Genomic DNA, 20,985 nt, shown 5'->3' on the forward strand with positions numbered 1-20,985 from the left:
AACCACAGATAGATAGGAGCCGTTCGAAAATTCGACCATAACTCAAACGCACAACACCTAATCCCACCAGCAATTAACTCATCAACCTAACAAATTATACAGTAAGGATTTCTTTTTCTTTATCTTTTGCTAGATCATCAATTTTTACGATTGATTGGTCAGTTAATTTTTGAATATCGTCGTTGTAGCCACGTAGTTCGTCTTCTGTGATTTCGCCGTTTTTCTCTAATTTTTTTAAATCATCGTTTGCGTCACGACGAACGTTACGGATTGCGATTTTCGCATCTTCCGCTTCTTTTTTCACAATTTTTACTAATTCTTTACGACGCTCTTCTGTTAATTGAGGAATTGTTAAACGAATTACGTTACCATCGTTTGTTGGTGTAATTCCGATATCAGACTTCATGATTGCTTTCTCGATGTCACCTAGAATGGATTTGTCGTAAGGAGTGATTACAAGTAGACGAGCTTCTGGAACAGAAACTCCACCTAATTGGTTAATTGGAGTTGGTGCACCGTAGTAATCAACAGTGATGCGGTCAAGTAATGAAGCATTCGCACGTCCAGCACGAATCGATGCTAATTCACGAGAAAAAGCTGAAATTGATTTTTCCATTTTTTCTTTTGCTTGAGATAAAACTTGTTTAGCCATTATAGAGTCCTCCTAACAATTGTGCCAATTTTTTCACCTTGTACGGCGCGTTTAATATTTCCTTTATCCATTATTGAGAATACTATTAATGGGATATCGTTGTCCATACATAAAGTGGAAGCAGTTGAATCCATTACCTGAAGACCTTTTTGGATGACGTCTAAATATGTAAGCTCGTCATATTTAACAGCTGCTGGGTCAAACTTCGGATCTGCAGAATATACACCGTCAACGTTATTTTTAGCCATCAAAATTGCTTCTGCTTCGATTTCAGCTGCTCTTAATGCTGCAGTTGTATCTGTTGAGAAATATGGGTTTCCTGTACCTGCTGCAAAGATCACAACACGTTTCTTTTCTAAATGACGAACTGCTTTTCTGCGAATATAAGGCTCAGCAACTTGTGTCATGACGATTGAAGATTGTACACGAGTTTGAATATCAAGCTTTTCAAGAGCATCTTGAAGTGCAAGTGAATTCATCACTGTAGCTAACATCCCCATATAATCCGCTGAAGCACGGTCCATACCCATTTCACTACCAACTTTTCCACGCCAAATGTTTCCGCCACCTACTACAACAGCAACCTCCACACCTAGGTCAACAACATCCTTAATATCTTCTGCAACAGATTTGATGATCTTCGGAGATAATCCGAAACCAGCTTCACCTGCTAATGCTTCTCCACTTAATTTTATAACAACTCTTTTGAATTGTGGCACACTCATAATTAACCTCCGTAACTCGAAATTTAAGGAAACATCTTGATGATTTCATACGCTTCCTTCAAGTTTTAATCTATTTATTATCATGCTTATATAATGGACTGCGTATGTATTGTTCTTATCTTGAAAAATAGGGAACACGGTGATGTGCTCCCTATTGTTTCAATTAGTTATTTGAATTAGTTTCCTTTAACTTGGTTCATAACTTCTTCAGCGAAGTTGTCTTCGCGTTTTTCGATACCTTCACCTACAGCGTAGCGTACGAATGAAGTTACATTTCCACCAGTTGATTTTACGAAATCACGTACTTTTTGATCAGAGTTTTTAACGAAAGTTTGGTCAAGTAAGCAAATTTCTTCGAAGAATTTACCAAGACGACCTTCAACCATTTTCGCAACGATGTTTTCTGGTTTACCTTCGTTTAATGCTTGCTCAGTTAATACTTTGCGTTCACGTTCAACTTCTTCTTGAGAAACTTGGTCACGAGATACGTATTTAGGGTTAATTGCAGCGATGTGCATAGCTACGTCTTTAGCAGCGTCTTCATCAGTAGAACCTTCAAGAACTACTAATACACCAATTCTTCCACCCATGTGTAAGTAAGAACCGAATGCATCTGCATCAGTTTTTGTTTTAATTTCGAAACGACGAAGAGTAATTTTTTCACCAATTGTAGCTACTGCAGTTGCGATTTGGTCTGCAACTTTAACGCCTTCAGCATTTACTACTTCTAAAGCCGCTTCTACTGATTCAGGTTTAGAGTCTAATAATGTTTTTGCAAGGCTTGACACTAAAACTTGGAATTTGTCATTTTTCGCTACGAAGTCAGTTTCTGCGTTAACTTCTAAAATTACCGCTTCATTTCCTTCAGCTAAAATGAAAGTAGTACCTTCTGCAGCGATACGGTCAGCTTTTTTAGCAGCTGAAGATAAACCTTTTTCACGTAAGAAATCGATTGCCGCATCAATGTCTCCATTTGTTTCTACTAGTGCTTTTTTGCAGTCCATCATTCCTGCGCCTGTTTTTTCACGTAGTTCTTTTACTAATTGTGCAGTAATTGCCATTTGGGTGTTTCCTCCTTGAATTTGTAAATAGTTTACATATCTATTTATACAATTTAGTGTGATGACTAGCAATTCTTTCGATAATAAAACATAGAGAATTGCGGAATCATGTCTAAATGTTCTTAAAAAAAGGTGATAAGAGGAACATCCACTTATCACCTTAATAGTGAATTACTCAGCTACTACTGCTTCTTCAGCTACTGGAGCTTCAGATTCACCTTGTTTAGACTCGATTAGAGCATCTGCCATTTTAGCAGTTAATAATTTAACAGCGCGGATAGCATCATCGTTAGCAGGGATTACATAGTCGATTTCATCTGGATCACAGTTTGTATCAACAATACCTACGATAGGAATATTTAATTTACGAGCTTCTGCAACAGCAATACGCTCTTTACGTGGGTCAACCACGAACATTACGTCTGGAATATCTTTCATATCACGAATACCGCCTAAGAATTTAACAAGACGTTCGTGTTCTTTTTTAAGTTGGATTACTTCTTTTTTAGGAAGTACGTCGAATGTGCCGTCTTCTTCCATTCTTTCGATCTCTTTCATACGTGCAACACGTTTTTGAATAGTACCGAAGTTTGTTAAAGTACCACCTAACCAGCGTTGGTTGATGAAGTAGTTACCAGAACGGATTGCTTCTTCTTCAATCGCTTCTTGAGCTTGTTTTTTAGTACCTACGAAAAGAACTTTACCACCGTCTTGGCCAACTTGGCGCATGAAGTCATAAGCCTCTTCTAACTTCTTAACTGTTTTTTGTAAATCGATAATATAGATACCGTTACGTTCAACAAAAATATATTTTTTCATTTTTGGGTTCCAACGGCGAGTTTGGTGTCCGAAATGTACACCAGCTTCAAGTAATTGCTTCATTGAAATTACTGACATGAATGTTTCCTCCTAATATTTTGGTTATTTTCCTCCGCATTTTTCATTTGTAACAAGCAACTTTTAATTCTAAAAGCACCACTTACTACATCAAAATGCGTGTGTGATTACTTCATTACCCAATATGATTGGGTGTCTTAAATCCTACCTCAACTTGTGGAGCATAAAAAACATTTTGAAATGAAGTTAATTTAACACCAATTGATAATATATCACACTCTATTTTCTACTGCAACCATTTTAAGACTGAAATTTAAGCAATAGTTCAATTTCTGTCTTACCTTTATTCGTTAATTTTGCTATTTGTTCAATAGTTTTTCCTTCATTATGTAATTTTATAACCTGTTGTTCAAAAGAAAGTGGTGCAGGTTGCTCTTTTCTCGGTTTCGATTCTTCTAAAACTGCTACTTGATCAATCAGACCAGTTTCTGAATCTACTTCTGGTTCGATTCGATTTACGCTTGATTCACTATTAGTTGGTTTTGACTTGTACTTGTTATAAGCATTATACGCCACTGTTTTTGGGATATATGGTCTTTGTTCAATTGTAGAAGTTGTTGAGTCATCATTTTTTTGTTCGATTGGTTCAATGATTTGATCTACAATTGAATTTGCATTTTCAAAGTTTTTAGTTCTGTTTACATCTTTAGAAGAAAGTTCTTTTATTAGACGATCATTTTCTTCTTTTATTTCTACAAGGTATAAGCTGATGGATTCTTCCATCTCACGCATGATTTGTTTATGACGATTTTCTAAATCTATAAATTTTGCAACCTTTGCATTTAATAAAGTAATCATATAAAAGCAAAAAAGCTGTGAAATGATGAGTAAAATAATAAGAATAGTGGTTAACATATACGTCTCCTATCCACTGAAATCGATAAAATGTCCTTTAAATGGATGTGTTGCTTCTTTTATTTCGTCTTGTTTTTGTCTTGCTTGTTCGTTGTTTGAATGTTGCTTGTTACCGCTACTGTTGCGTTCATCTTTGCCTAACTTTTCTGTCGGTTCTGTGTCGTGTACAGTCAATTGCTTTTTTAACGTTTCTTTTTTTAAAGCTTCTTGAGCATTTAGTTGATGTTGAATGACATTGTGCTGATGTTGCTCAGCCATTTTACCAACATCCATTGTTTTAGGAATTGCGATTTGCAATTCTACACCTTTCAAACTCATATATGAACCTCCTATTCTTCCACATACATATGACATCCGCAATAAAAGCTACTCTAATTGTAGAGTAGCTTATTTTTATACATTTAGCACTTCAGAGGATAGTAACTTGCGTAGTTTGAACAGAGCTTTTGAATGGATTTGTGAAATTCGTGATGTAGATAGATTTAGCATATCCCCAATTTCTGTTAGGGTCATTTCCTCTGTGTAAAATAAACTTAATACCAATTGCTCTTTTTCGTTTAGGTGTTGAATGGTATTAACTAATTCGTTAATTAACTCTGAGTCAACGGCTGATTGTTCTGGTGTCTTTGTACGCTCATCTCTTAGCACAAATTCTTTACCATCCGTCTCGTCTTGATCTTGTTGTTCATTAATGGAAAGTAAACTTGAAAAGAAATGTTCGTGAACTGTTTGATAAATTTCATCAACAGGAACATTCATATATTCTGCTAGTTCTTCAGGTGTTGCATGTCTCAATAACTTTTGTTCAAGTTTTTCAATTTGAGATTCCATTTTCTTTGCTTTTTCCCTAGCAGATCTCGGAAGCCAATCTTCTTTTCTTAAGCCGTCAATGATTGCTCCTCGAATTCGGAATGAAGCATATGTATCAAATTTTAAATCTCTATTAATATCGAACTTATTTAATGCATCAAAAAGGCCCATCATTCCTAAACTGAATAGTTCATCTTTCGATACATTTTTGGGCAATCCCGCACTAATTCTTTGAACATGGTAATTCACTAATGATTTATATTTTTTAATCAGTATGTCTCCAGCATCTGGATCTCTATCTTGTATCCAGCTATTCCATAGTTTTGTTTCTTCAATAGTTGGTTGTACCACATGAATCACCTTTCTCTTGAAGTCGTGCGTCAATTCTATTGTTATTATATCAAATAGCGACAAAAAAACACATTGTTCAAGTGTCGAATCATTGTAAAATTTCGCCAAAATTTGATGGCGTCGGTTTCAAAAAAAGGACTAGCTTGAAAGCTAAACTTTCAAGGTAGCCCTATTTTCTTACATATATTATTCACTCATTAAGGTTCTAACTACTTTTGCAATTTCTTCAGGACTTTCACTTATTTCTTTTTTTGGAGTCTTTTTATTCTGTAAATTTAAGTGATTATCATTCGTAGGAAAATCTATTTTTTCTTCAGAATTTATATTTTCATTTTCTTCTGGAGTAAAGAGAATGTATCCAATCAAGTATCGAACACCAAACATGGCAACAAAAACAACCAATGAACAAATAAAAGATCCTATCAGAATATCAAAAGGTGAATTAGATTTTTGGAACATCCATAAAAAGTAAACGGAAAATGAGCCAAGTGCAAACCAAAAATTCCATAAAATATTCCCAATCATCATATATCACACACTCCCGCGTTGACAGTGCGGATATTTAGTAAACTTGTTTCTGGATTAAATTCGATCGTTCTACCGCTATTTCCACCTGTGTTTTCTGCAACAATTGGGATTCCATATTTTTTTAATTCATTTTTAACAGCTTCCACATTACGTGGACCTATACGCATTGTGTCATTATCCGTTGTGAATTGAAACATTTGGGCACCACCAGCAATCTTTGCCTTTAAGCGGTATTGCTGTGCCCCTTCCATTTTAAGCTTTTCGATTAATGCCTCAATTCCAGTATCAGCAAATTTGGCAGCATTGAGCGTACTTGTTTTCCCTAAACTTGAATCGGGTAACATAATATGAACTAATCCAGCAATTTTTTTCGTTTCGTCATATAAAACAACTCCAACACATGAGCCAAGTCCTGATGTTCGAATAGTATTTGGAGTTTTTACTACATCCATTTGGGCGATTCCTACTTTTACTACCGTATTTGTGGAGAGCATCTAATCGACACCTAGAGTTCTAAACAATGTAATAAACGAATCTGGACTAGGTAATAGGAAGAAGGATCCTTGTACTTCCTCAAAATCCCCTAATTCATCTTCAAAAATGGATGTATTTATTACTATGACACTATCACTAACTTGTGATATTTCGATTAACCCAATACTTACGATCGCTCCAAACATATCCACTGAGAGTCCAGGTACAGAAGGATATATTTTCAGTCCAGTAAAATCGGATAATGCTGATAAATAAGAACCCGATAAAATATTGCCTAACTCTTGCATCGCCGACAAACCGATTTCAGAAACTGGATTATTAGAGAAATCAAATTGTTCATCATGAATTAATCTTCTTATAAATCGATTAGCCTGCTCGATTGGTAATACGAAGAACATACTTCCTTCGAGATCACCTTCTATTCGTAAATAGATCCCTACAACGACTTTTTCAGAGCTTCCAGCTAGTTCCATCATATCTGTAAAACTTACCATTTCTACATTTGGAACACGCATGTCGATTTTTTTTCCGAGTAACCCTGATAGTGAAGTTGCTGCATGTGCTGCACCAATATTCCCAATTTCTTTTAATACATCTAAGTGCATGGTAGATATTTCCATTCTCATATTCCTACTTTTCTTCATCAAGTATATGAACTATTCATTTTCCGGATTTAAAACTTTGTCTAAATGTAAAAGAATTAAAAGACGATTTTCTAGTTTTGCCACACCTGAAATGAAATCAACTGCAACTGAACCTACTACATTTGGTTGGTTTTCAATAGAGCTTACAGGGATATCAATAACATCGTTTGCAGAATCTACAACAAATCCTACTTCCATATTTTCAAGTGTTACAATAATGATTCTCGTTGAATCAACATACGAGGAATAAGGCAATCCGAAACGTTCTCTTAAATCAATAATCGGTGTTACTACCCCTCTTAGATTGATGACACCTTTTACATATTTTTCAGCTTTTGGTACGCGGGTAATGTGCATTAACTTTTCAATTCCTTGAACATTTGAAACAGGGATTGCATACTCTTTATCTACTAATTGGAAAACGATCACTTTAATATAATCTTCATCTACTAATGTAGTCATTCTTCACACCTCGTCCCATACTTTATTTCATTAAAGCGTTACAATCTACGATTAATGCGACTTTACCATTTCCTAAAATCGTTGCACCTGAAATAGCAAAGATGTTTGTTAAATAATTTCCTAATGATTTTAAAACAATTTCTTGTTGTCCAATAAATGAATCGACAACTAGTCCAGCTAATTTTTCACCTTTACGAACAATGACAACAGATTGGTATTCGTCATCAAATTCATTTGAACGAGGCACATCAAAAATCTCTTCCAGATAAATTAATGGAACGACTTTTCCTCTAAAATCGATTACTTTCTGATTGTGAGCATTTAAAATATCCGATTTTTTAATAATCGAAGTCTCAATAATTGAAGAAAGTGGAATTGCATAGATTTCTTCTTCAATTTCGACTAACATTACGGAAATAATCGATAAAGTTAATGGTAGTTGAATTGAGAAGATTGAACCGACATCTTGAGTGGACTCGATTGAAATACTACCACCTAATGATTCAATAGTCGTTTTTACTACATCAAGACCTACCCCACGACCAGAAATATCAGATATTACCTCAGCAGTTGAGAAGCCTGATGCTAAAATCAGTTCGTTGATTTGTTTGTCAGATAATGAATTCGCACTTTCTTTTGTGATGATGCCTCTAGAAATGGCTTTTGCTAATACTTTTTCTTTATTAATACCAGCACCGTCATCTTCTATTTCGATAAATACGTAATTTCCACTATGGTAAGCACGTAAGATAACTGTTCCTTCTTCTGGTTTACCTTTTGCTACACGTACTTCTGGACTTTCTATACCATGGTCAAGTGAATTACGGATTAAGTGAACAAGTGGGTCCCCGATTTCGTCAATTACTGTACGATCAAGTTCCGTTTCAGCACCGATAATTTCAAGGTTAATTTTTTTATGTAAATCGCGAGAAAGTGAACGAACCATTTTCGGGAATCGATTAAATACAGTTTCAACTGGAACCATTCGCATCGTTAGAACGATATTTTGTAAATCACCCATTGTACGGCTCATTCGCTCTACTGTCTCGTTCAATTCAGGATGATTAACATCTGTTGAAATGGATTGGAGTCTTCCTCTATCAATCACTAATTCTTCAAATAAATTCATCAAAATATCTAATCGTTCAATACTTACTCGAATCGTTTTACTAGCGTTTTGTTGTGCTTGAACTTTAGATGGTGTATTAGTCTTTTGTTTTGAATCTGAATTCACTGTTACTTGTTGTTCAACTTGTACTTCAGGAACAGCAGTAACTGTCGCTGGCACATCTACTTGTGTAACCTCTGTTGCAGATGTTGTAAATAATTCCTGAGATAATTTTGTGACAATGACTTTATCAATCTCAGAAACTTTCATTATTTTTTTCTGGATTTCTTCTGCAGAATCCATTGTTATAAATGCAACTTGGAATTGTTGGTCGAATTTTTCTTCCTCAAGCTGATCTGCAGATGGGACTGATTTAATCACATCACCGTTTTTCTCTAAAATATCAAATACCATGAAGACACGAGCCGCTTTTAATAAACAGTCTTCACGAAGAATGACTGTGATTTCATAAGCGTTGTACTCTTGTTCTGAAGATTGTTGTAAAACCGTTTTTTCATAATCATCATATTGCATATGCGAAACTTGAACAGGTTCTTCTATTACTGTCACTGCAATTTCTTGTTCAGTTTGAACGGCTGATGGAACTGTTATTGGCTGACCCGATTCAATGGCTTTTAATTTGGCAACAGTGTCTTTCACATCACGTTTCCCATCTCCACCATTTGCAATATCCATAATCATTTCTTCTAAATGGTCAACAGATTCAAACACAACGTCTAATACTTCTGTTTGCACGTTAATTTTATGATTTCGAATGGCATCTAAAACGTTTTCCATTTTATGAGTTAAGTCCGCTAAATCTTCATAACCCATAGTTGCAGACATCCCTTTTAATGTATGAGCGGAACGGAAAATTTCATTGACTAAGCTTAAATCATCTGGATTTTTTTCTAATTCTAGTAAATTATCACTACAAGCTTGTAAATGCTCTTTACTTTCTTCTATGAACATTTCTAAATATTGGTTCAAATCCATTCAAAGCCACTCTCCCTTAAAGTAGTTTAATAATATGTTCAGCAATCTCATTTACATCGACTACTTCATCCACAAGTGTTGTCTCAACAGCTGCTTTTGGCATTCCATAAACAATACATGTCTCTTGGGATTCAGCAATTGCATAGGTGTTACCTGTATTCTTTAGAGCCTTTAGTCCACTGGAACCATCAGAACCCATACCTGTCATAATGACAGCGATTTTGTCAAAATCATTGTAAAGGCTAATATTTTCAAACAGGACATCAACTGAAGGTCTATGTCCAGCTCTTGGTGGTTCTGTTTCGTCGATTAAAATTTCAAATTGGTTTCCAATCTTGTTTAGTTTTAAATGGTAGCCTCCTGGTGCAACGTAAGCTGTTCCATTTTGTAAAATCTCACCATTTTCGGCTTCTTTCACAGAAATTTTACTTAGTTGGTTTAATCGTTGCGCTAAGGATTTTGTAAATCCTTTTGGCATATGCTGGACGATTAAAACAGGAGCATTCAATGTCTTTGGTAGTTTAGTAATCACGTCTTGAAGAGCACGTGGTCCCCCTGTAGACGTACCAATAAGAATGATTTTTTTAGAAGTCTTCTTCCAATCGGATCGTTTAATCATTGAGTGACTTTTTTCAATGTGAGTTTTTTGAATCACGGCTTGTTTAAACGTGCTTCTTAATGGCTCTGTTTTCACCTTTTGACTAATTGTTGTTGAAGGAACGATTGATTTTTTTAGATTAATAATAGATACCTGTGCAGCATTTTCTACTTTTCGAATAAGCTCTTCTTTTACTTTGTGTAAGTCCAATGAGATTGTTCCACTCGGCTTTGCAACAAAGTCAACTGCACCATTCTCCATTGCAATTAACGTCGTATCCGCTCCACTTTGTGTTTCACTTGATAACATAATGACTGGAACGGGACATACTTCCATTATTTCTTTCAATGCATCCAGGCCGTTCATTTCGGGCATTTCAACATCCATTGTGACCACATTTGGCTGCAAATTTTGTATTTTTTTTATCGCATCTCTACCATTTCGTGCAGTTCCGATCACTTCTATGGTTGGATGGTCTTGAAAAAAGTCGGAAACTAATTTCCTCATAAAAGCAGAATCATCAACGATTAATAATTTTCTTTTTTTCGAAAAGTCCATTATTAACCACGTCCTTTCGAAAAAATATTTTTAAGTTTTTTCAAGAAGGAATCGGATTGAACTGGCGCATATACTTCTTCTAATTGTGCATTAACAAACTTTTTCACCATCTCAATTAATGTGAGCGTTACAGGTGAATTTGGAAATAAAATAGAAAATGGAACTTGATCGATGACTGCTTTTCGAACAGATGGATCTTCCGGCAAAGAACCTAATATAGTAATCTCTTTTGATAAGAACTTCAACATCGTGTTCTTTAATCGGATTGCGGTCTCTTTTCCTTCTTCGTTTGTAAATGCTCGATTCACAACTAAGTAAAATTTCTTATTTTCATCTCTAAGGTGTATATATTTCATCATGGAATAGGCATCCGTTACTGAAGTTGGTTCCGTTGTTGAAATGACAAAGATTTCATCTATTGAAGTTAGTAAATCTAAAGACCAATTGGTAGCACCTGCACCCATATCAAAGAAAATATAATCGAAATTTTTTTGTAACGTTTCAAATGCAATTATTAAAGATTGGAACATGGTTGGCGACCATTGAATAACAGAAGATAACCCGGAACCACCTGAAATGTATTTCAAGTTATTCGGTCCATCTAAGATGACATCAGATAATGGAACTTTCCCAACTAAGTAATCCTTTAAATTATATTGGGCGTTTTTACCTATTAAGATATTGACATTCCCCATCCCAATATCCATATCAAGTATGACAACTTTCTTTCCAAGCCTAGCGAGCATAATCGCAAAATTCGTTGTAAAGTTGCTTTTACCAACTCCACCTTTGCCACTTACTACTGCGATAGATCTTCCTAGGGCACCGAGATTTTCTAACATTTTCATTCTTAATTTTTCAGCTTGATCTCTCATTTGAATTCACCTTGGAAAAATATGTCTAACAAATTTTCTAGATTTGCTTCTTTAATATCTTCTGGTACTTCTTGTCCATCCGTATAGTAAGCAATTCCTTTATTATATTTAATCATTAAATTATACATAGTGCCAATAGAATTTGTTTCGTCGATTTTCGTAAATATGAACTTTTGGAATGGTACATCTTTAAATTGATCGATAATTTTTTCCATGTCTTTTTCCTTAGAGGTTAGAGACAATAATAAGAACGATTCAACTTCTTCATCGAAGTTAATCAATTGTTTTAAATCATTGACGTATTTTTCTTCTTTATAATTTCTTCCAGCAGTATCAATCATGATTAAGTCTAGGTTTGATAACTTATCGATCGCATTCTTATAATCTTCTGAATTGTAAACAATTTCGATTGGTGCTTGTAAAAGGTTGGCGTACGTTTTTAACTGTTCAATGGCAGCAATTCGATAAGTGTCAGTTGTAATAAAACCGATTTTCTTCTTTTTTTCTAGAACCGCTCGGGCTGCAATTTTTGCAATCGTTGTTGTTTTACCAACACCTGTAGGACCTATTACATTAATAAACTTTTTATCATAATTAATACCGCCCATTGGTAATCCTTTTAATTTAGTACGCAATGAGCTTTCAACGACGTGCCATAGTTCTTTTTGGGAAACATTAGAGTTTAATTTTTCATAATGTGCAAAAAGCTCATCACTAATTTCGGTGATGAGCTCCTCATTAAGCTCTTGATGTCTTAAAAATTCGATAATTGGAAGTAATTGTTCTGGATATTTTGATTCGATTGATTGTCTTTGAATCGACTTCATCATCGATTTTAAATCTGCTAGTTCTTTCTTTAAATCTTCACTAACATCAGGAGTTTTTGTTTCGTTTTGAACTGATGTCGAAGTAAATTTTTTAGTCTCATGAATGAAATCAGGGAGTTGTTCAACTTTCGGTTGGATTTCAATTTGGTCAACCCCAGCGAGTACTTCAAAATGTTTTTGCTTTACTAAGCCAAAAAACTTCTTTGTTTCTATAACTTTTGAATTGATAATGACCGCATCTTCCCCTAGTTCAGCACGGATACTTTTCATGGCTTCAGCAATGGAAGGAGCTATATATTTTTTCATTTTCATTCGACATTCACCACTCCAACACTTTGGATTTCAATGTTTGCATCAAGTTCGTTATATGAAAGAATCGGTATTTGCGGGAAATAATTTTGCGTTAATTGTCTTAAATACATTCGAATTGCAGGAGAGCAAAGGATAATAGGTGATTGCTCCATAAAGGAAACCCGCTCTATTTCTTTTGCGATTGACTCTAAAACATTCTGTGAATCTTGCGGATTCATGGCTAAATAGTTACCGTGATCTGTTTGTTGAATGCTATCTGCAATTAATTTTTCTAATTTGGCAGGAATCGTAATCACTTTTAACGTTGACTCCCCTGAACTATATTGTGTTGTAATCTGTCTTGCAAGCGATTGTCTAGCATATTCCGTTAAAATATCCGGGTCACTCGTTAGTTTTGAGTAATCTGCTAATGTTTCAAAAATAATCGGTAAGTTTCGAATCGATACATTTTCTTTTAATAGTTTAGCCAATACTTTTTGAATTTCTCCAATTGAAAGTGGTGTCGGTGTTAGCTCATCAACTAAAATTGGATAAGACTCTCGTAAATGATCGATCAGCTGTTTAGTCTCTTGACGACCTAATAACTCATGCGCATTTGCACGAATCATTTCAGTTAAATGAGTTGATACAACACTTGGAGGATCCACTACTGTATAACCAAGCATTTCGGCATCTTCTTTTGCTTTTTCCGTAATCCATTTTGCAGGTAATCCAAATGAAGGTTCGATTGTATCAATTCCGTCAATTGAATCATCATCTCCTGGGCTCATAGCTAAATAATGATCAAGTAAAAGTTCACCTCTAGCCATTTCATTACCCTTAATTTTAATACGATATTCATTTGGTTGTAGTTGGATATTATCTCGAATTCGTACAACAGGAATGACAATCCCTAGTTCAAGCGCAAGTTGTCTTCGAATCATAACAACCCGGTCTAATAAATCTCCACCTTGCGCAGCATCTACGAGTGGAATTAACCCATAACCAAATTCAAATTCAATTGGGTCTACATTAAGTAGGTTAATAACATTTTCTTGACTCTTCATCGTATCAGTAGCGACTTCTTCTTCAATTTCCAAAATCTCTTCTGGTGATTCTGTTTTCTTACGACTAGTTAAATAACCAACTAAAAATAGGACAGCTGAAATCGGAATCGTAATCCAAAATGGAATCGGAGTAAATAAGCCAAGTAAAAAGATTGTTCCACCCGCAATATATAAAAGTTTCGATTGAGCGAATAACTGGCTTGTAATATCATGTCCTAAGTTACCATCTGATGCTGCACGGGTGACAACTAAACCAGTTGCAGTGGATATTAGAAGTGCAGGAATTTGCGCAACTAAACCGTCCCCGACCGTTAGTTTAGAGAAGTGAGTAGCTGCATCCCCCATTGAATAGCCTAATTGAGTCATCCCGATAATCATCCCGAATAATAGGTTAATGAATACCATAATGATCGAGGCAATGGCATCCCCTTTTACGAACTTTGTAGCCCCGTCCATCGCACCATAAAAATCGGATTCTCTCGATACTTTTTCGCGACGTTCACGAGCTTCTTTCTCGGAAATCATACCCGCGTTTAAATCCGCGTCAATACTCATCTGTTTCCCTGGCATTGCATCTAATGTAAAGCGAGCTGCAACTTCAGCTACACGTTCTGAACCTTTTGTTATGACGATAAAATTAACAATAACTAATAACATGAAAATGACTAGACCGACTAGAACATTCCCACCGGTTACGAACTCACCGAACGTTTCTACAACATCTCCTGCATCACCATTCGCTAAGATGGCACGTGTTGTGGAGATACTTAACCCTAATCGGAATAAAGTTACTAATAAAATGACTGAAGGAAAAATAGCAAAATCTAATGCTTCCTTCATATTCATCGCTGTTAGTAAAATTAATAATGAAATGGTGATATTAATAATAATTAAAAAACTTAGTAGCCATGTAGGAAGTGGAATTACAAGCATCGCCACAATTAATATAACAACAGCTAATACGCCAAGATCGCGAAATTTCATTGTATTCCCTCCTTTGAACTACAAAGTTGATTAGATTTTACGTTTAATTCGATATACATAAGCAAGTACTTCTGCAACAGCTTTAAAGAACTCTTCTGGTACAAAATCTCCTATTTCTACTTTGTCATACATTGCCCTTGCAAGTGGTCGATTTTCAACCATTACAACATTATTTTCTTTGGCAATGAGTTTTATTTTTTGTGCAACAAAATCTGTCCCTTTTGCCACTATCTTTGGTGCCTCCATATTGGTTTCATCGTATTTTAGTGCGATAGCATAGTGGGTTGGGTTTGTTATGACGACGTCAGCATTCGGCACTTCTTGCATCATTCTTCGCATCGCCATTTCACGTTGTCGTTGCTTAATTTTTGATTTGATTTTCGGGTCACCTTCAGCGTTCTTATATTCATCTTTAATATCTTGCTTGGACATTTTCAGTTGCTTTTCGTATTCATACTTTTCGTAAACATAATCTAATATTGCGATCAGTAAAAGAACGATAGAAGCAGCAATTCCCATCATGCCTGTTAAGCTTGCGACAGTTGTCATGATCTCCCACGGATTATGAAGAGATAAAGAAAGAACTTCAGGAAAATTCATCCAAATAACCATGGTTGTAACTGCCCCGATAAAAGTAACTTTTAATAATGATTTGATTAGATTTACAATTGCTCTTACAGAAATGATTTTTTTAATTCCTTTTATCGGATCCATTTTCTTTAAGTCCAGCTTCAACTGTTCCGTTGTGAAAAGAAATCCAAACTGAAAGTAGTTCGCTGCAACCCCAATGACCATAGCTACTAAAAGTATAGGCAATGCAATTTTGGCCATTTCCATTATCGCTTGTGAATAAATCTCCATGACTGTATCCTGATTAATTGTTTCAATCAGCATATTTTTTTCGATGAATTGATGCAAAAATGAAAAAAGTCCTTCAAGCATTGATGGTGCCCAAAAGTACAGTAGTAAGAACAGCGATAATAATAAAAATGCAGCAGTTACATCCTGACTTTTTACGACTTGTCCTTTTTTTCTAGCGTCTTGACGTTTTTTCGGTGTTGCTTTTTCAGTTTTCTCTCCAGAGAAATATTGTATATCTAATGGAAGAAGCAACTTCAAATTAAGCACCACCTAGTAAAGTCATTAAATCACGCATTGCATAAATCATAAATTCCACTAAATACTTCATCACTTGAATCATTACGGCCATTACGATAAACAACACGACAAAACCGATTGCAATTTTAATCGGAAAACCGACGACAAATATGTTTAATTGCGGAACGGTTTTTCCTGTAATCCCTAAGGCAACCGTTACTAAAAACAGTGTTGCAACAATTGGCGCTGACATTTGAAATGCAATTGCAAAAACCGAAGCAAATAATTTGATGATAAATTCAGCAGTCCCAACATCTCCAAAGTGCGGAAACATCGAGTTGATCGGTAAAAATTGATAGCTATAAAAAATACCATCCAATATTAAATAATGACCATTCGTAGCCAATAAAACGAAGGTTATTAATACATTTAAAAATTGACCCATTAAAGGACTTTGCGTACCAGTTTGTGGGTCAATAATGTTAGCCATCGCAAACCCCATCTCAAAATCAATAAATCCTCCAGCAATTTGGACAGCTGAAAAGACGATATAAGCACAAACTCCAAGCATTAACCCTATAACGACTTCTTTTAGGATTAATAATATGTAATTTCCATCAATTGAAATTGCAATTGTTTCGATTGTAAACGTATAGTACATCATCCATGAAAGGATTAATGCCAATGCAATTTTCAACTGAGGTGGTATTGTTCGATATGAAAATAACGGGATTGATACAAAAAAAGCAGAAATCCGAACAAAGATTAATAGCAATACAGGTAAATTCGGAATTATTTCAGTCATTCCATCACCCTATGTACCGAACTAAATTATTTAAAATATCGTGTACATATGATGTCAATTGAGAAATCATCCATGGACCGAAAAAGATAATCCCAACTAGTACCGCAACAATTTTTGGAACAAAGGCTAATGTTTGTTCTTGTATGGATGTTGTTGCTTGAAAAATACTTACGATAAGACCAACAATTAAGGCTATTGCTAATAATGGTCCTGAAACTATAAGGACAATCCAAATCGCTTGTTCTGCAATTGCTATGACCATTTCTTCTGTCATACGTATCAACCCCTAAAAACTTTGAAGTAAAGATTTGACGACTAAATACCATCCATCCACTAAAACAAAAAGTAATATTTTAAATGGTAGTGAGATCATCACCGGTGGTAACATCATCATCCCCATTGACATAAGTACACTCGCTACAACCATATCAATTACTAAGAAAGGAATAAAAATCATAAATCCAATTTGAAACGCCGTTTTTATTTCACTTAAGGCAAAGGCAGGAACGAGCATGGTTAATGGAATATCTTGTATTGTTTCCGGACGTTCTGCTTGATTGTAATTTAGAAATAATTCAAGATCTTCTTGCCTTGTATGCTTGGCCATAAAGTCTTTAAACGGTGCAGAAGCTCTATCATATGCTTCTTCTAGACCAATTTCTTCATTGAATAATGGTTGTAACGCTTGGTCATTCACCTGTTGGAATGTTGGTGCCATAACGAAAAATGTTAAAAATAACGCTAGCCCAATTAACACTTGGTTTGGAGGCATTGTATTTGTTGCTAATGCCGTCCTAGTAAATGACAATACAATCATAATTCGTGCAAATGACGTCATCAGTATTAAAATACTTGGTGCTAGTGATAAAACAGTTAATAGTAGTAGTAACTTAACTGAAGTGGAGACGTTGGTTGGATCGCTTTCACCAAAGAACGAGATAAACTGTTCCATTACTTATCGCGCTCCTTTTCTTTCCATTTCTCCAATTCATTTTGGCGATTTTTCTTAATATCCGCTAATTTATGATTAAAAATTTCTCCAAAGGATTTTTGTTGTTGTTCTGTAACTTCACTATTTTTCAATTTGGACGTCACTTTTTTTACAAGCTCCGCTATATACGGTGTTGTACTAGTGAACGATTGTTTTTCGTTGAAATTGTTAATGATTTGTTCAACATCCTCAGGACTATCAATTTCTTTGATCAACTGAACGTCTTCTCCAACTCCAACTACGTAGATGGACTTCCCAATTTGGATGAGCTGTACAGATTTCTGTGCTCCTAAACTAACTCCACCAATATTACGAACTAAGCTATTTTGCTGATAGTTAAGGCTTCTTTTATTGATAAATTTTAAGACGAACATTAAAAGTCCTAAAACGAAAAGAAGAGCAAATAGCATTTTCATATAATCCCAAAGATTTAACCCTTCACCAGTAGCGAGCTTACCATTTTCTTGCTCGTTATCTTGAACAGGTTCACCTTCTTCAGTAGTATCTTGATCATCTTTATTTTGATTTTGTAAGTATTCATCACTGATCATTTGATTGCTAGCGTGGGCAATAGCTGTTTCTCCAGTTGGTACGACAATTGATACTAGAATTAAGAATATTAGTAGAAATTGTTTTGTTTTGAAAAATTCATGCATTTTCTTAACCTAAAGCTTTTTGAATTGCTTCGATTACACGATCAGCTTGGAATGGTTTAACGATGAAATCTTTTGCACCAGCTTGAATTGCATCAATTACCATAGCTTGTTGCCCCATTGCTGAACACATAATTACTACGGCATTTGGATCAAAGCTTTTAATTTCTTTTAAAGCTGCAATTCCGTCTTTTTCAGGCATTGTAATATCCATTGTTACTAAATCTGGACGTAATTCATTGTATTTTTCTACAGCTTGAACACCATCTGCAGCTTCTCCAACTACTTCATAGCCATTTTTCGTTAAAATATCTTTAATCATCATTCGCATAAATGCCGCATCATCAACAATTAGTATTCTTTTAGACATAAAACGTATTCCTCCAATTATTCTGTTTTAAATTTCTACTATTTTAAGTTCTTTAACCGATCAGCTTGTGAAACGATATCCGTAATTCGAACACCGAAGTTTTCATCAATTACAACTACTTCGCCTTTAGCAAGTAATCGATTATTTACTAAAATATCAACCGGTTCTCCTGCTAATTTATCAAGCTCAATAATTGAGCCTGTTGCTAATTGTAAGATATCTTTTACTGAATGTTTTGTGCGTCCTAATTCCACAGTTACTTGAAGTGGAATATCAAGAAGCATGTTTAAGTTCCGTGCTTCCGTTTGCGTCATACTCGGCTCTTGAAATGAAGCAAACTGAGCTTGTTGTACATTCACTGGAGGCTGCTGTTGTGCATAACGAGGTTGTGTGAAAATTGGTGCCTCGTCATAAATAGTCGCTGCAGCTTGTTGTTGATGTACAGGCTCTTGATAAATCGGTTGCGCAGGAGTTGGGTGCGCATACGACTGATATGCTTGCTCTTGTCTTTGCTGAGGTTGAGCTGTCGGTTGTTGTACAGGTTGCGGTTGCTCCATAATTGGTGCAGGGCTTGTCTCACCTAATAATGATTTCACTATATCTTGACTAAATTCTAAAGGTAATAACTGCATGATATTGGAATCGATCAGATTTCCAATTTTAAGTCTGAAAGAAACTTTTATTAATAAATCTTCATTTGGTATTGAATTTGTCCCTTCATTAGCAGAGAAGTTCAACAAATTAATTGATGGCGGAGAGATATCCACCTTTTTATTAAAAATGGTAGACATGGATGTTGCAGCAGAGCCCATCATTTGATTCATAGCTTCTTGAACTGCACTTAATTGGATTTCTCCTAAATTTGCATTTGGATTTAATCCATCCCCACCTAACATTAAATCTGCGATGATTGCTGCGTCAGTTTGTTTAATGACAAGTAAATTCATTCCAACTAACCCAGTTGTATAATGTACTTGTATCGCTACATATGGATTTGGAAACTCTTCTTCAAGTCGGTTACGGTGGATCATTGATACAACAGGTGTCGTAATATCTACCTTCTGTCCTAACAACGTTGATAGAGCAGTTGCAGAACTACCGAAAGAAATATTTCCGATCTCACCTAGTGCATCCTGCTCCATTGGTGTTAAATAATCTTCTACATTTAGTACTTCTGGTGTAACACTAGTTACTTCATTTAATCGGTCTTCTAATGTTTCACCTCTAAGTAGTGCTTCGATTTCTTCTTGGGAGAGCATGCCATCATTCATCATCGTCTCCTCCTTTCACTAAGTCCATAATTTGAATCGCCATTTTTTTATTTCGTTTACCTGGCTGAACGATAAACTTCGGAATGTTGCCTACTTTAAGTACAAGAGGGTCATCAATTTTCTTATCGAGTTGAATGACATCCCCAATACTCATGTATAGGAAATCTTCAATTGTAATATCTGTTGTACCAAGTTCGGCGATTAGTTCAATTTCAGCTTGTTTCACGCTTTTCTCTAATACTTTTGATTGTTCTGGTGACGTTTCTTTTATGTTCGATTGCATCCAATACTGAACTGATAGATTATGAATAATTGGTTCTAGAACAACATGAGGAATACAAATATTAATCATGCCCGTGGTTTCGCCAATTATCGTATTCAATGAAATAACGATAACCGTTTCATTAGGCGAAATCATTTGTAAAAATTGAGGATTTACCTCTAATTCTATTAACATCGGATCAATTTCTACAATATTGTCCCACGCTTCTCTTAAATTATCGAAAGATCGTTCAAACAAGTTCGTCATAATTTTTTGTTCGATTTCTGTTAAATTATCAACATTACTATAACTTGAACCAGTTCCACCTAATAATCGATCCATCATGGAGTATGCGATGTTCGGATTGATTTCCATTAGAATATTACCATCTAACGGAGGTACTTCAAATATATTAATTAATGTCATATTTGGTATTGAGCGAACAAACTCTTCAAAAGGAATTTGGTCAACGGAAGCAACATTAATTTGAACATAAGTTCTCAGCTGCGCAGAGAAAAATGTTGTTAGAAGTCGTGAAAAGTTTTCATGAATTCGTGTTAAGCTTCGAATTTGATCTTTTGAAAAACGAAGGGCACGTTTAAAATCATAAACTTTTACTTTTTTTGTTTCATCTTCTTTTTTCATTTCGTCTGCTGACATTTCCCCAGTGGATATTGCAGAAAGTAATGCATCAATCTCTGATTGGGATAATACATCGCCTGCCATTTGCCCACCTCCGTTTCTAAAAGAA

General features: G+C 35.3%; 24 protein-coding genes. All 24 read right to left on the reverse strand.

The features are described 5' to 3' along the window. Positions 1-94: 94 nt before the first annotated feature. A complete protein-coding gene (gene frr, locus ACOQFO_RS17020; protein WP_421690872.1) occupies positions 95-652 on the reverse strand; it encodes a ribosome recycling factor in 558 nt (185 codons plus the stop codon). After that, positions 652-1,377, reverse strand: coding sequence for a UMP kinase (gene pyrH, locus ACOQFO_RS17025; protein ID WP_421690873.1), 726 nt, complete (start codon positions 1,375-1,377; stop codon positions 652-654). Before pyrH ends, frr begins: the two co-directional genes overlap by 1 nt. A gap of 176 nt (positions 1,378-1,553) precedes the next feature. After that, a complete protein-coding gene (tsf, locus tag ACOQFO_RS17030; RefSeq protein WP_421690874.1) occupies positions 1,554-2,438 on the reverse strand; it encodes a translation elongation factor Ts in 885 nt (294 codons plus the stop codon). Between the two features lie 171 nt (positions 2,439-2,609). After that, positions 2,610-3,335 carry a 30S ribosomal protein S2 gene (gene rpsB / locus ACOQFO_RS17035; protein ID WP_421690875.1) on the reverse strand — a complete coding sequence of 242 codons (726 nt, stop codon included), beginning with the start codon at positions 3,333-3,335 and terminating at the stop codon, positions 2,610-2,612. A 240-nt stretch (positions 3,336-3,575) separates the two neighbouring features. Continuing rightward, positions 3,576-4,190: a hypothetical protein gene (locus tag ACOQFO_RS17040; RefSeq protein ID WP_421690876.1), complete on the reverse strand. Its 615-nt coding sequence runs from the start codon at positions 4,188-4,190 to the stop codon at positions 3,576-3,578. Between the two features lie 9 nt (positions 4,191-4,199). Next, the gene (locus ACOQFO_RS17045; protein ID WP_421690877.1) at positions 4,200-4,508 is read right to left on the reverse strand and encodes an RNA polymerase subunit sigma; all 309 of its coding nucleotides are present in this window, start codon (positions 4,506-4,508) and stop codon (positions 4,200-4,202) included. Positions 4,509-4,583: 75 nt separating this feature from the next. Then, complete coding sequence (locus ACOQFO_RS17050) at positions 4,584-5,351, reverse strand: FliA/WhiG family RNA polymerase sigma factor (protein WP_421690878.1); 768 nt, start codon at positions 5,349-5,351, stop codon at positions 4,584-4,586. A 186-nt stretch (positions 5,352-5,537) separates the two neighbouring features. Further along, positions 5,538-5,879 (reverse strand): hypothetical protein, encoded by a 342-nt coding sequence (locus tag ACOQFO_RS17055; protein ID WP_421690879.1) that lies wholly within the window; start codon positions 5,877-5,879, stop codon positions 5,538-5,540. Beyond that, on the reverse strand, positions 5,876-6,373 hold the full coding sequence (locus ACOQFO_RS17060; protein ID WP_421690880.1) for a chemotaxis protein CheD: 498 nt from the start codon (positions 6,371-6,373) through the stop codon (positions 5,876-5,878). The genes ACOQFO_RS17055 and ACOQFO_RS17060 overlap by 4 nt, the downstream gene beginning before the upstream one ends. Continuing rightward, positions 6,374-6,994, reverse strand: a complete 621-nt coding sequence (locus ACOQFO_RS17065; protein WP_421690881.1) for a chemotaxis protein CheC — start codon at positions 6,992-6,994, stop codon at positions 6,374-6,376. Positions 6,995-7,030: 36 nt separating this feature from the next. Next, positions 7,031-7,480, reverse strand: coding sequence for a chemotaxis protein CheW (locus tag ACOQFO_RS17070; protein ID WP_421690882.1), 450 nt, complete (start codon positions 7,478-7,480; stop codon positions 7,031-7,033). 22 nt (positions 7,481-7,502) lie between these two features. Continuing rightward, entirely contained in the window at positions 7,503-9,584 is a 2,082-nt protein-coding gene (locus tag ACOQFO_RS17075) for a chemotaxis protein CheW (RefSeq protein WP_421690883.1), read from the reverse strand. Between the two features lie 16 nt (positions 9,585-9,600). Continuing rightward, positions 9,601-10,740, reverse strand: a complete 1,140-nt coding sequence (locus ACOQFO_RS17080; protein ID WP_421690884.1) for a protein-glutamate methylesterase/protein-glutamine glutaminase — start codon at positions 10,738-10,740, stop codon at positions 9,601-9,603. 2 nt (positions 10,741-10,742) lie between these two features. Next, positions 10,743-11,615, reverse strand: a complete 873-nt coding sequence (locus tag ACOQFO_RS17085) for a MinD/ParA family protein (RefSeq protein ID WP_421690885.1) — start codon at positions 11,613-11,615, stop codon at positions 10,743-10,745. Beyond that, complete coding sequence (gene flhF / locus ACOQFO_RS17090) at positions 11,612-12,754, reverse strand: flagellar biosynthesis protein FlhF (RefSeq protein ID WP_421690886.1); 1,143 nt, start codon at positions 12,752-12,754, stop codon at positions 11,612-11,614. The genes ACOQFO_RS17085 and flhF overlap by 4 nt, the downstream gene beginning before the upstream one ends. Beyond that, complete coding sequence (gene flhA / locus ACOQFO_RS17095) at positions 12,751-14,784, reverse strand: flagellar biosynthesis protein FlhA (RefSeq protein ID WP_421690887.1); 2,034 nt, start codon at positions 14,782-14,784, stop codon at positions 12,751-12,753. Before flhA ends, flhF begins: the two co-directional genes overlap by 4 nt. A 30-nt stretch (positions 14,785-14,814) precedes the next feature. Further along, on the reverse strand, positions 14,815-15,903 hold the full coding sequence (gene flhB / locus ACOQFO_RS17100; protein WP_421690888.1) for a flagellar biosynthesis protein FlhB: 1,089 nt from the start codon (positions 15,901-15,903) through the stop codon (positions 14,815-14,817). A 1-nt stretch (position 15,904) separates the two neighbouring features. Beyond that, entirely contained in the window at positions 15,905-16,687 is a 783-nt protein-coding gene (gene fliR, locus ACOQFO_RS17105; RefSeq protein WP_421690889.1) for a flagellar biosynthetic protein FliR, read from the reverse strand. A gap of 4 nt (positions 16,688-16,691) precedes the next feature. Then, positions 16,692-16,961 carry a flagellar biosynthesis protein FliQ gene (gene fliQ, locus ACOQFO_RS17110; protein WP_421690890.1) on the reverse strand — a complete coding sequence of 90 codons (270 nt, stop codon included), beginning with the start codon at positions 16,959-16,961 and terminating at the stop codon, positions 16,692-16,694. A 12-nt stretch (positions 16,962-16,973) separates the two neighbouring features. After that, complete coding sequence (gene fliP, locus ACOQFO_RS17115) at positions 16,974-17,639, reverse strand: flagellar type III secretion system pore protein FliP (RefSeq protein WP_421690891.1); 666 nt, start codon at positions 17,637-17,639, stop codon at positions 16,974-16,976. Beyond that, a complete protein-coding gene (locus tag ACOQFO_RS17120; RefSeq protein ID WP_421690892.1) occupies positions 17,639-18,334 on the reverse strand; it encodes a flagellar biosynthetic protein FliO in 696 nt (231 codons plus the stop codon). The genes fliP and ACOQFO_RS17120 overlap by 1 nt, the downstream gene beginning before the upstream one ends. A 4-nt stretch (positions 18,335-18,338) precedes the next feature. Then, positions 18,339-18,701, reverse strand: a complete 363-nt coding sequence (locus tag ACOQFO_RS17125) for a response regulator (protein WP_421690893.1) — start codon at positions 18,699-18,701, stop codon at positions 18,339-18,341. Between the two features lie 38 nt (positions 18,702-18,739). Further along, positions 18,740-19,972 carry a flagellar motor switch phosphatase FliY gene (gene fliY / locus ACOQFO_RS17130; RefSeq protein WP_421691084.1) on the reverse strand — a complete coding sequence of 411 codons (1,233 nt, stop codon included), beginning with the start codon at positions 19,970-19,972 and terminating at the stop codon, positions 18,740-18,742. After that, a complete protein-coding gene (gene fliM / locus ACOQFO_RS17135) occupies positions 19,965-20,960 on the reverse strand; it encodes a flagellar motor switch protein FliM (protein WP_421690894.1) in 996 nt (331 codons plus the stop codon). Before fliM ends, fliY begins: the two co-directional genes overlap by 8 nt. Between the last annotated feature and the right edge of the window lie 25 nt (positions 20,961-20,985).

Source organism: Ureibacillus sp. MALMAid1270 (assembly GCF_049202975.1).
Lineage (GTDB): Bacteria > Bacillota > Bacilli > Bacillales_A > Planococcaceae > Ureibacillus.

What these genes read in the sequence shown, in the direction of transcription:
- flhF (WP_421690886.1), bottom strand. Translation starts at nt 12,754, where the DNA reads ATGAAAATGAAAAAATATATAGCTCCTTCCATTGCTGAAGCCATGAAA.
- ACOQFO_RS17080 (WP_421690884.1), bottom strand. Translation starts at nt 10,740, where the DNA reads ATGGACTTTTCGAAAAAAAGAAAATTATTAATCGTTGATGATTCTGCT.
- ACOQFO_RS17065 (WP_421690881.1), bottom strand. Translation starts at nt 6,994, where the DNA reads ATGGAAATATCTACCATGCACTTAGATGTATTAAAAGAAATTGGGAAT.
- ACOQFO_RS17060 (WP_421690880.1), bottom strand. Translation starts at nt 6,373, where the DNA reads ATGCTCTCCACAAATACGGTAGTAAAAGTAGGAATCGCCCAAATGGAT.
- fliP (WP_421690891.1), bottom strand. Translation starts at nt 17,639, where the DNA reads ATGGAACAGTTTATCTCGTTCTTTGGTGAAAGCGATCCAACCAACGTC.
- ACOQFO_RS17120 (WP_421690892.1), bottom strand. Translation starts at nt 18,334, where the DNA reads ATGCATGAATTTTTCAAAACAAAACAATTTCTACTAATATTCTTAATT.
- flhA (WP_421690887.1), bottom strand. Translation starts at nt 14,784, where the DNA reads ATGAAATTTCGCGATCTTGGCGTATTAGCTGTTGTTATATTAATTGTG.
- ACOQFO_RS17085 (WP_421690885.1), bottom strand. Translation starts at nt 11,615, where the DNA reads ATGAGAGATCAAGCTGAAAAATTAAGAATGAAAATGTTAGAAAATCTC.
- ACOQFO_RS17040 (WP_421690876.1), bottom strand. Translation starts at nt 4,190, where the DNA reads ATGTTAACCACTATTCTTATTATTTTACTCATCATTTCACAGCTTTTT.
- ACOQFO_RS17075 (WP_421690883.1), bottom strand. Translation starts at nt 9,584, where the DNA reads ATGGATTTGAACCAATATTTAGAAATGTTCATAGAAGAAAGTAAAGAG.
- fliM (WP_421690894.1), bottom strand. Translation starts at nt 20,960, where the DNA reads ATGGCAGGCGATGTATTATCCCAATCAGAGATTGATGCATTACTTTCT.
- ACOQFO_RS17045 (WP_421690877.1), bottom strand. Translation starts at nt 4,508, where the DNA reads ATGAGTTTGAAAGGTGTAGAATTGCAAATCGCAATTCCTAAAACAATG.
- pyrH (WP_421690873.1), bottom strand. Translation starts at nt 1,377, where the DNA reads ATGAGTGTGCCACAATTCAAAAGAGTTGTTATAAAATTAAGTGGAGAA.
- ACOQFO_RS17055 (WP_421690879.1), bottom strand. Translation starts at nt 5,879, where the DNA reads ATGATGATTGGGAATATTTTATGGAATTTTTGGTTTGCACTTGGCTCA.
- frr (WP_421690872.1), bottom strand. Translation starts at nt 652, where the DNA reads ATGGCTAAACAAGTTTTATCTCAAGCAAAAGAAAAAATGGAAAAATCA.
- ACOQFO_RS17125 (WP_421690893.1), bottom strand. Translation starts at nt 18,701, where the DNA reads ATGTCTAAAAGAATACTAATTGTTGATGATGCGGCATTTATGCGAATG.
- fliY (WP_421691084.1), bottom strand. Translation starts at nt 19,972, where the DNA reads ATGAATGATGGCATGCTCTCCCAAGAAGAAATCGAAGCACTACTTAGA.
- ACOQFO_RS17070 (WP_421690882.1), bottom strand. Translation starts at nt 7,480, where the DNA reads ATGACTACATTAGTAGATGAAGATTATATTAAAGTGATCGTTTTCCAA.
- fliQ (WP_421690890.1), bottom strand. Translation starts at nt 16,961, where the DNA reads ATGACAGAAGAAATGGTCATAGCAATTGCAGAACAAGCGATTTGGATT.
- rpsB (WP_421690875.1), bottom strand. Translation starts at nt 3,335, where the DNA reads ATGTCAGTAATTTCAATGAAGCAATTACTTGAAGCTGGTGTACATTTC.
- fliR (WP_421690889.1), bottom strand. Translation starts at nt 16,687, where the DNA reads ATGACTGAAATAATTCCGAATTTACCTGTATTGCTATTAATCTTTGTT.
- tsf (WP_421690874.1), bottom strand. Translation starts at nt 2,438, where the DNA reads ATGGCAATTACTGCACAATTAGTAAAAGAACTACGTGAAAAAACAGGC.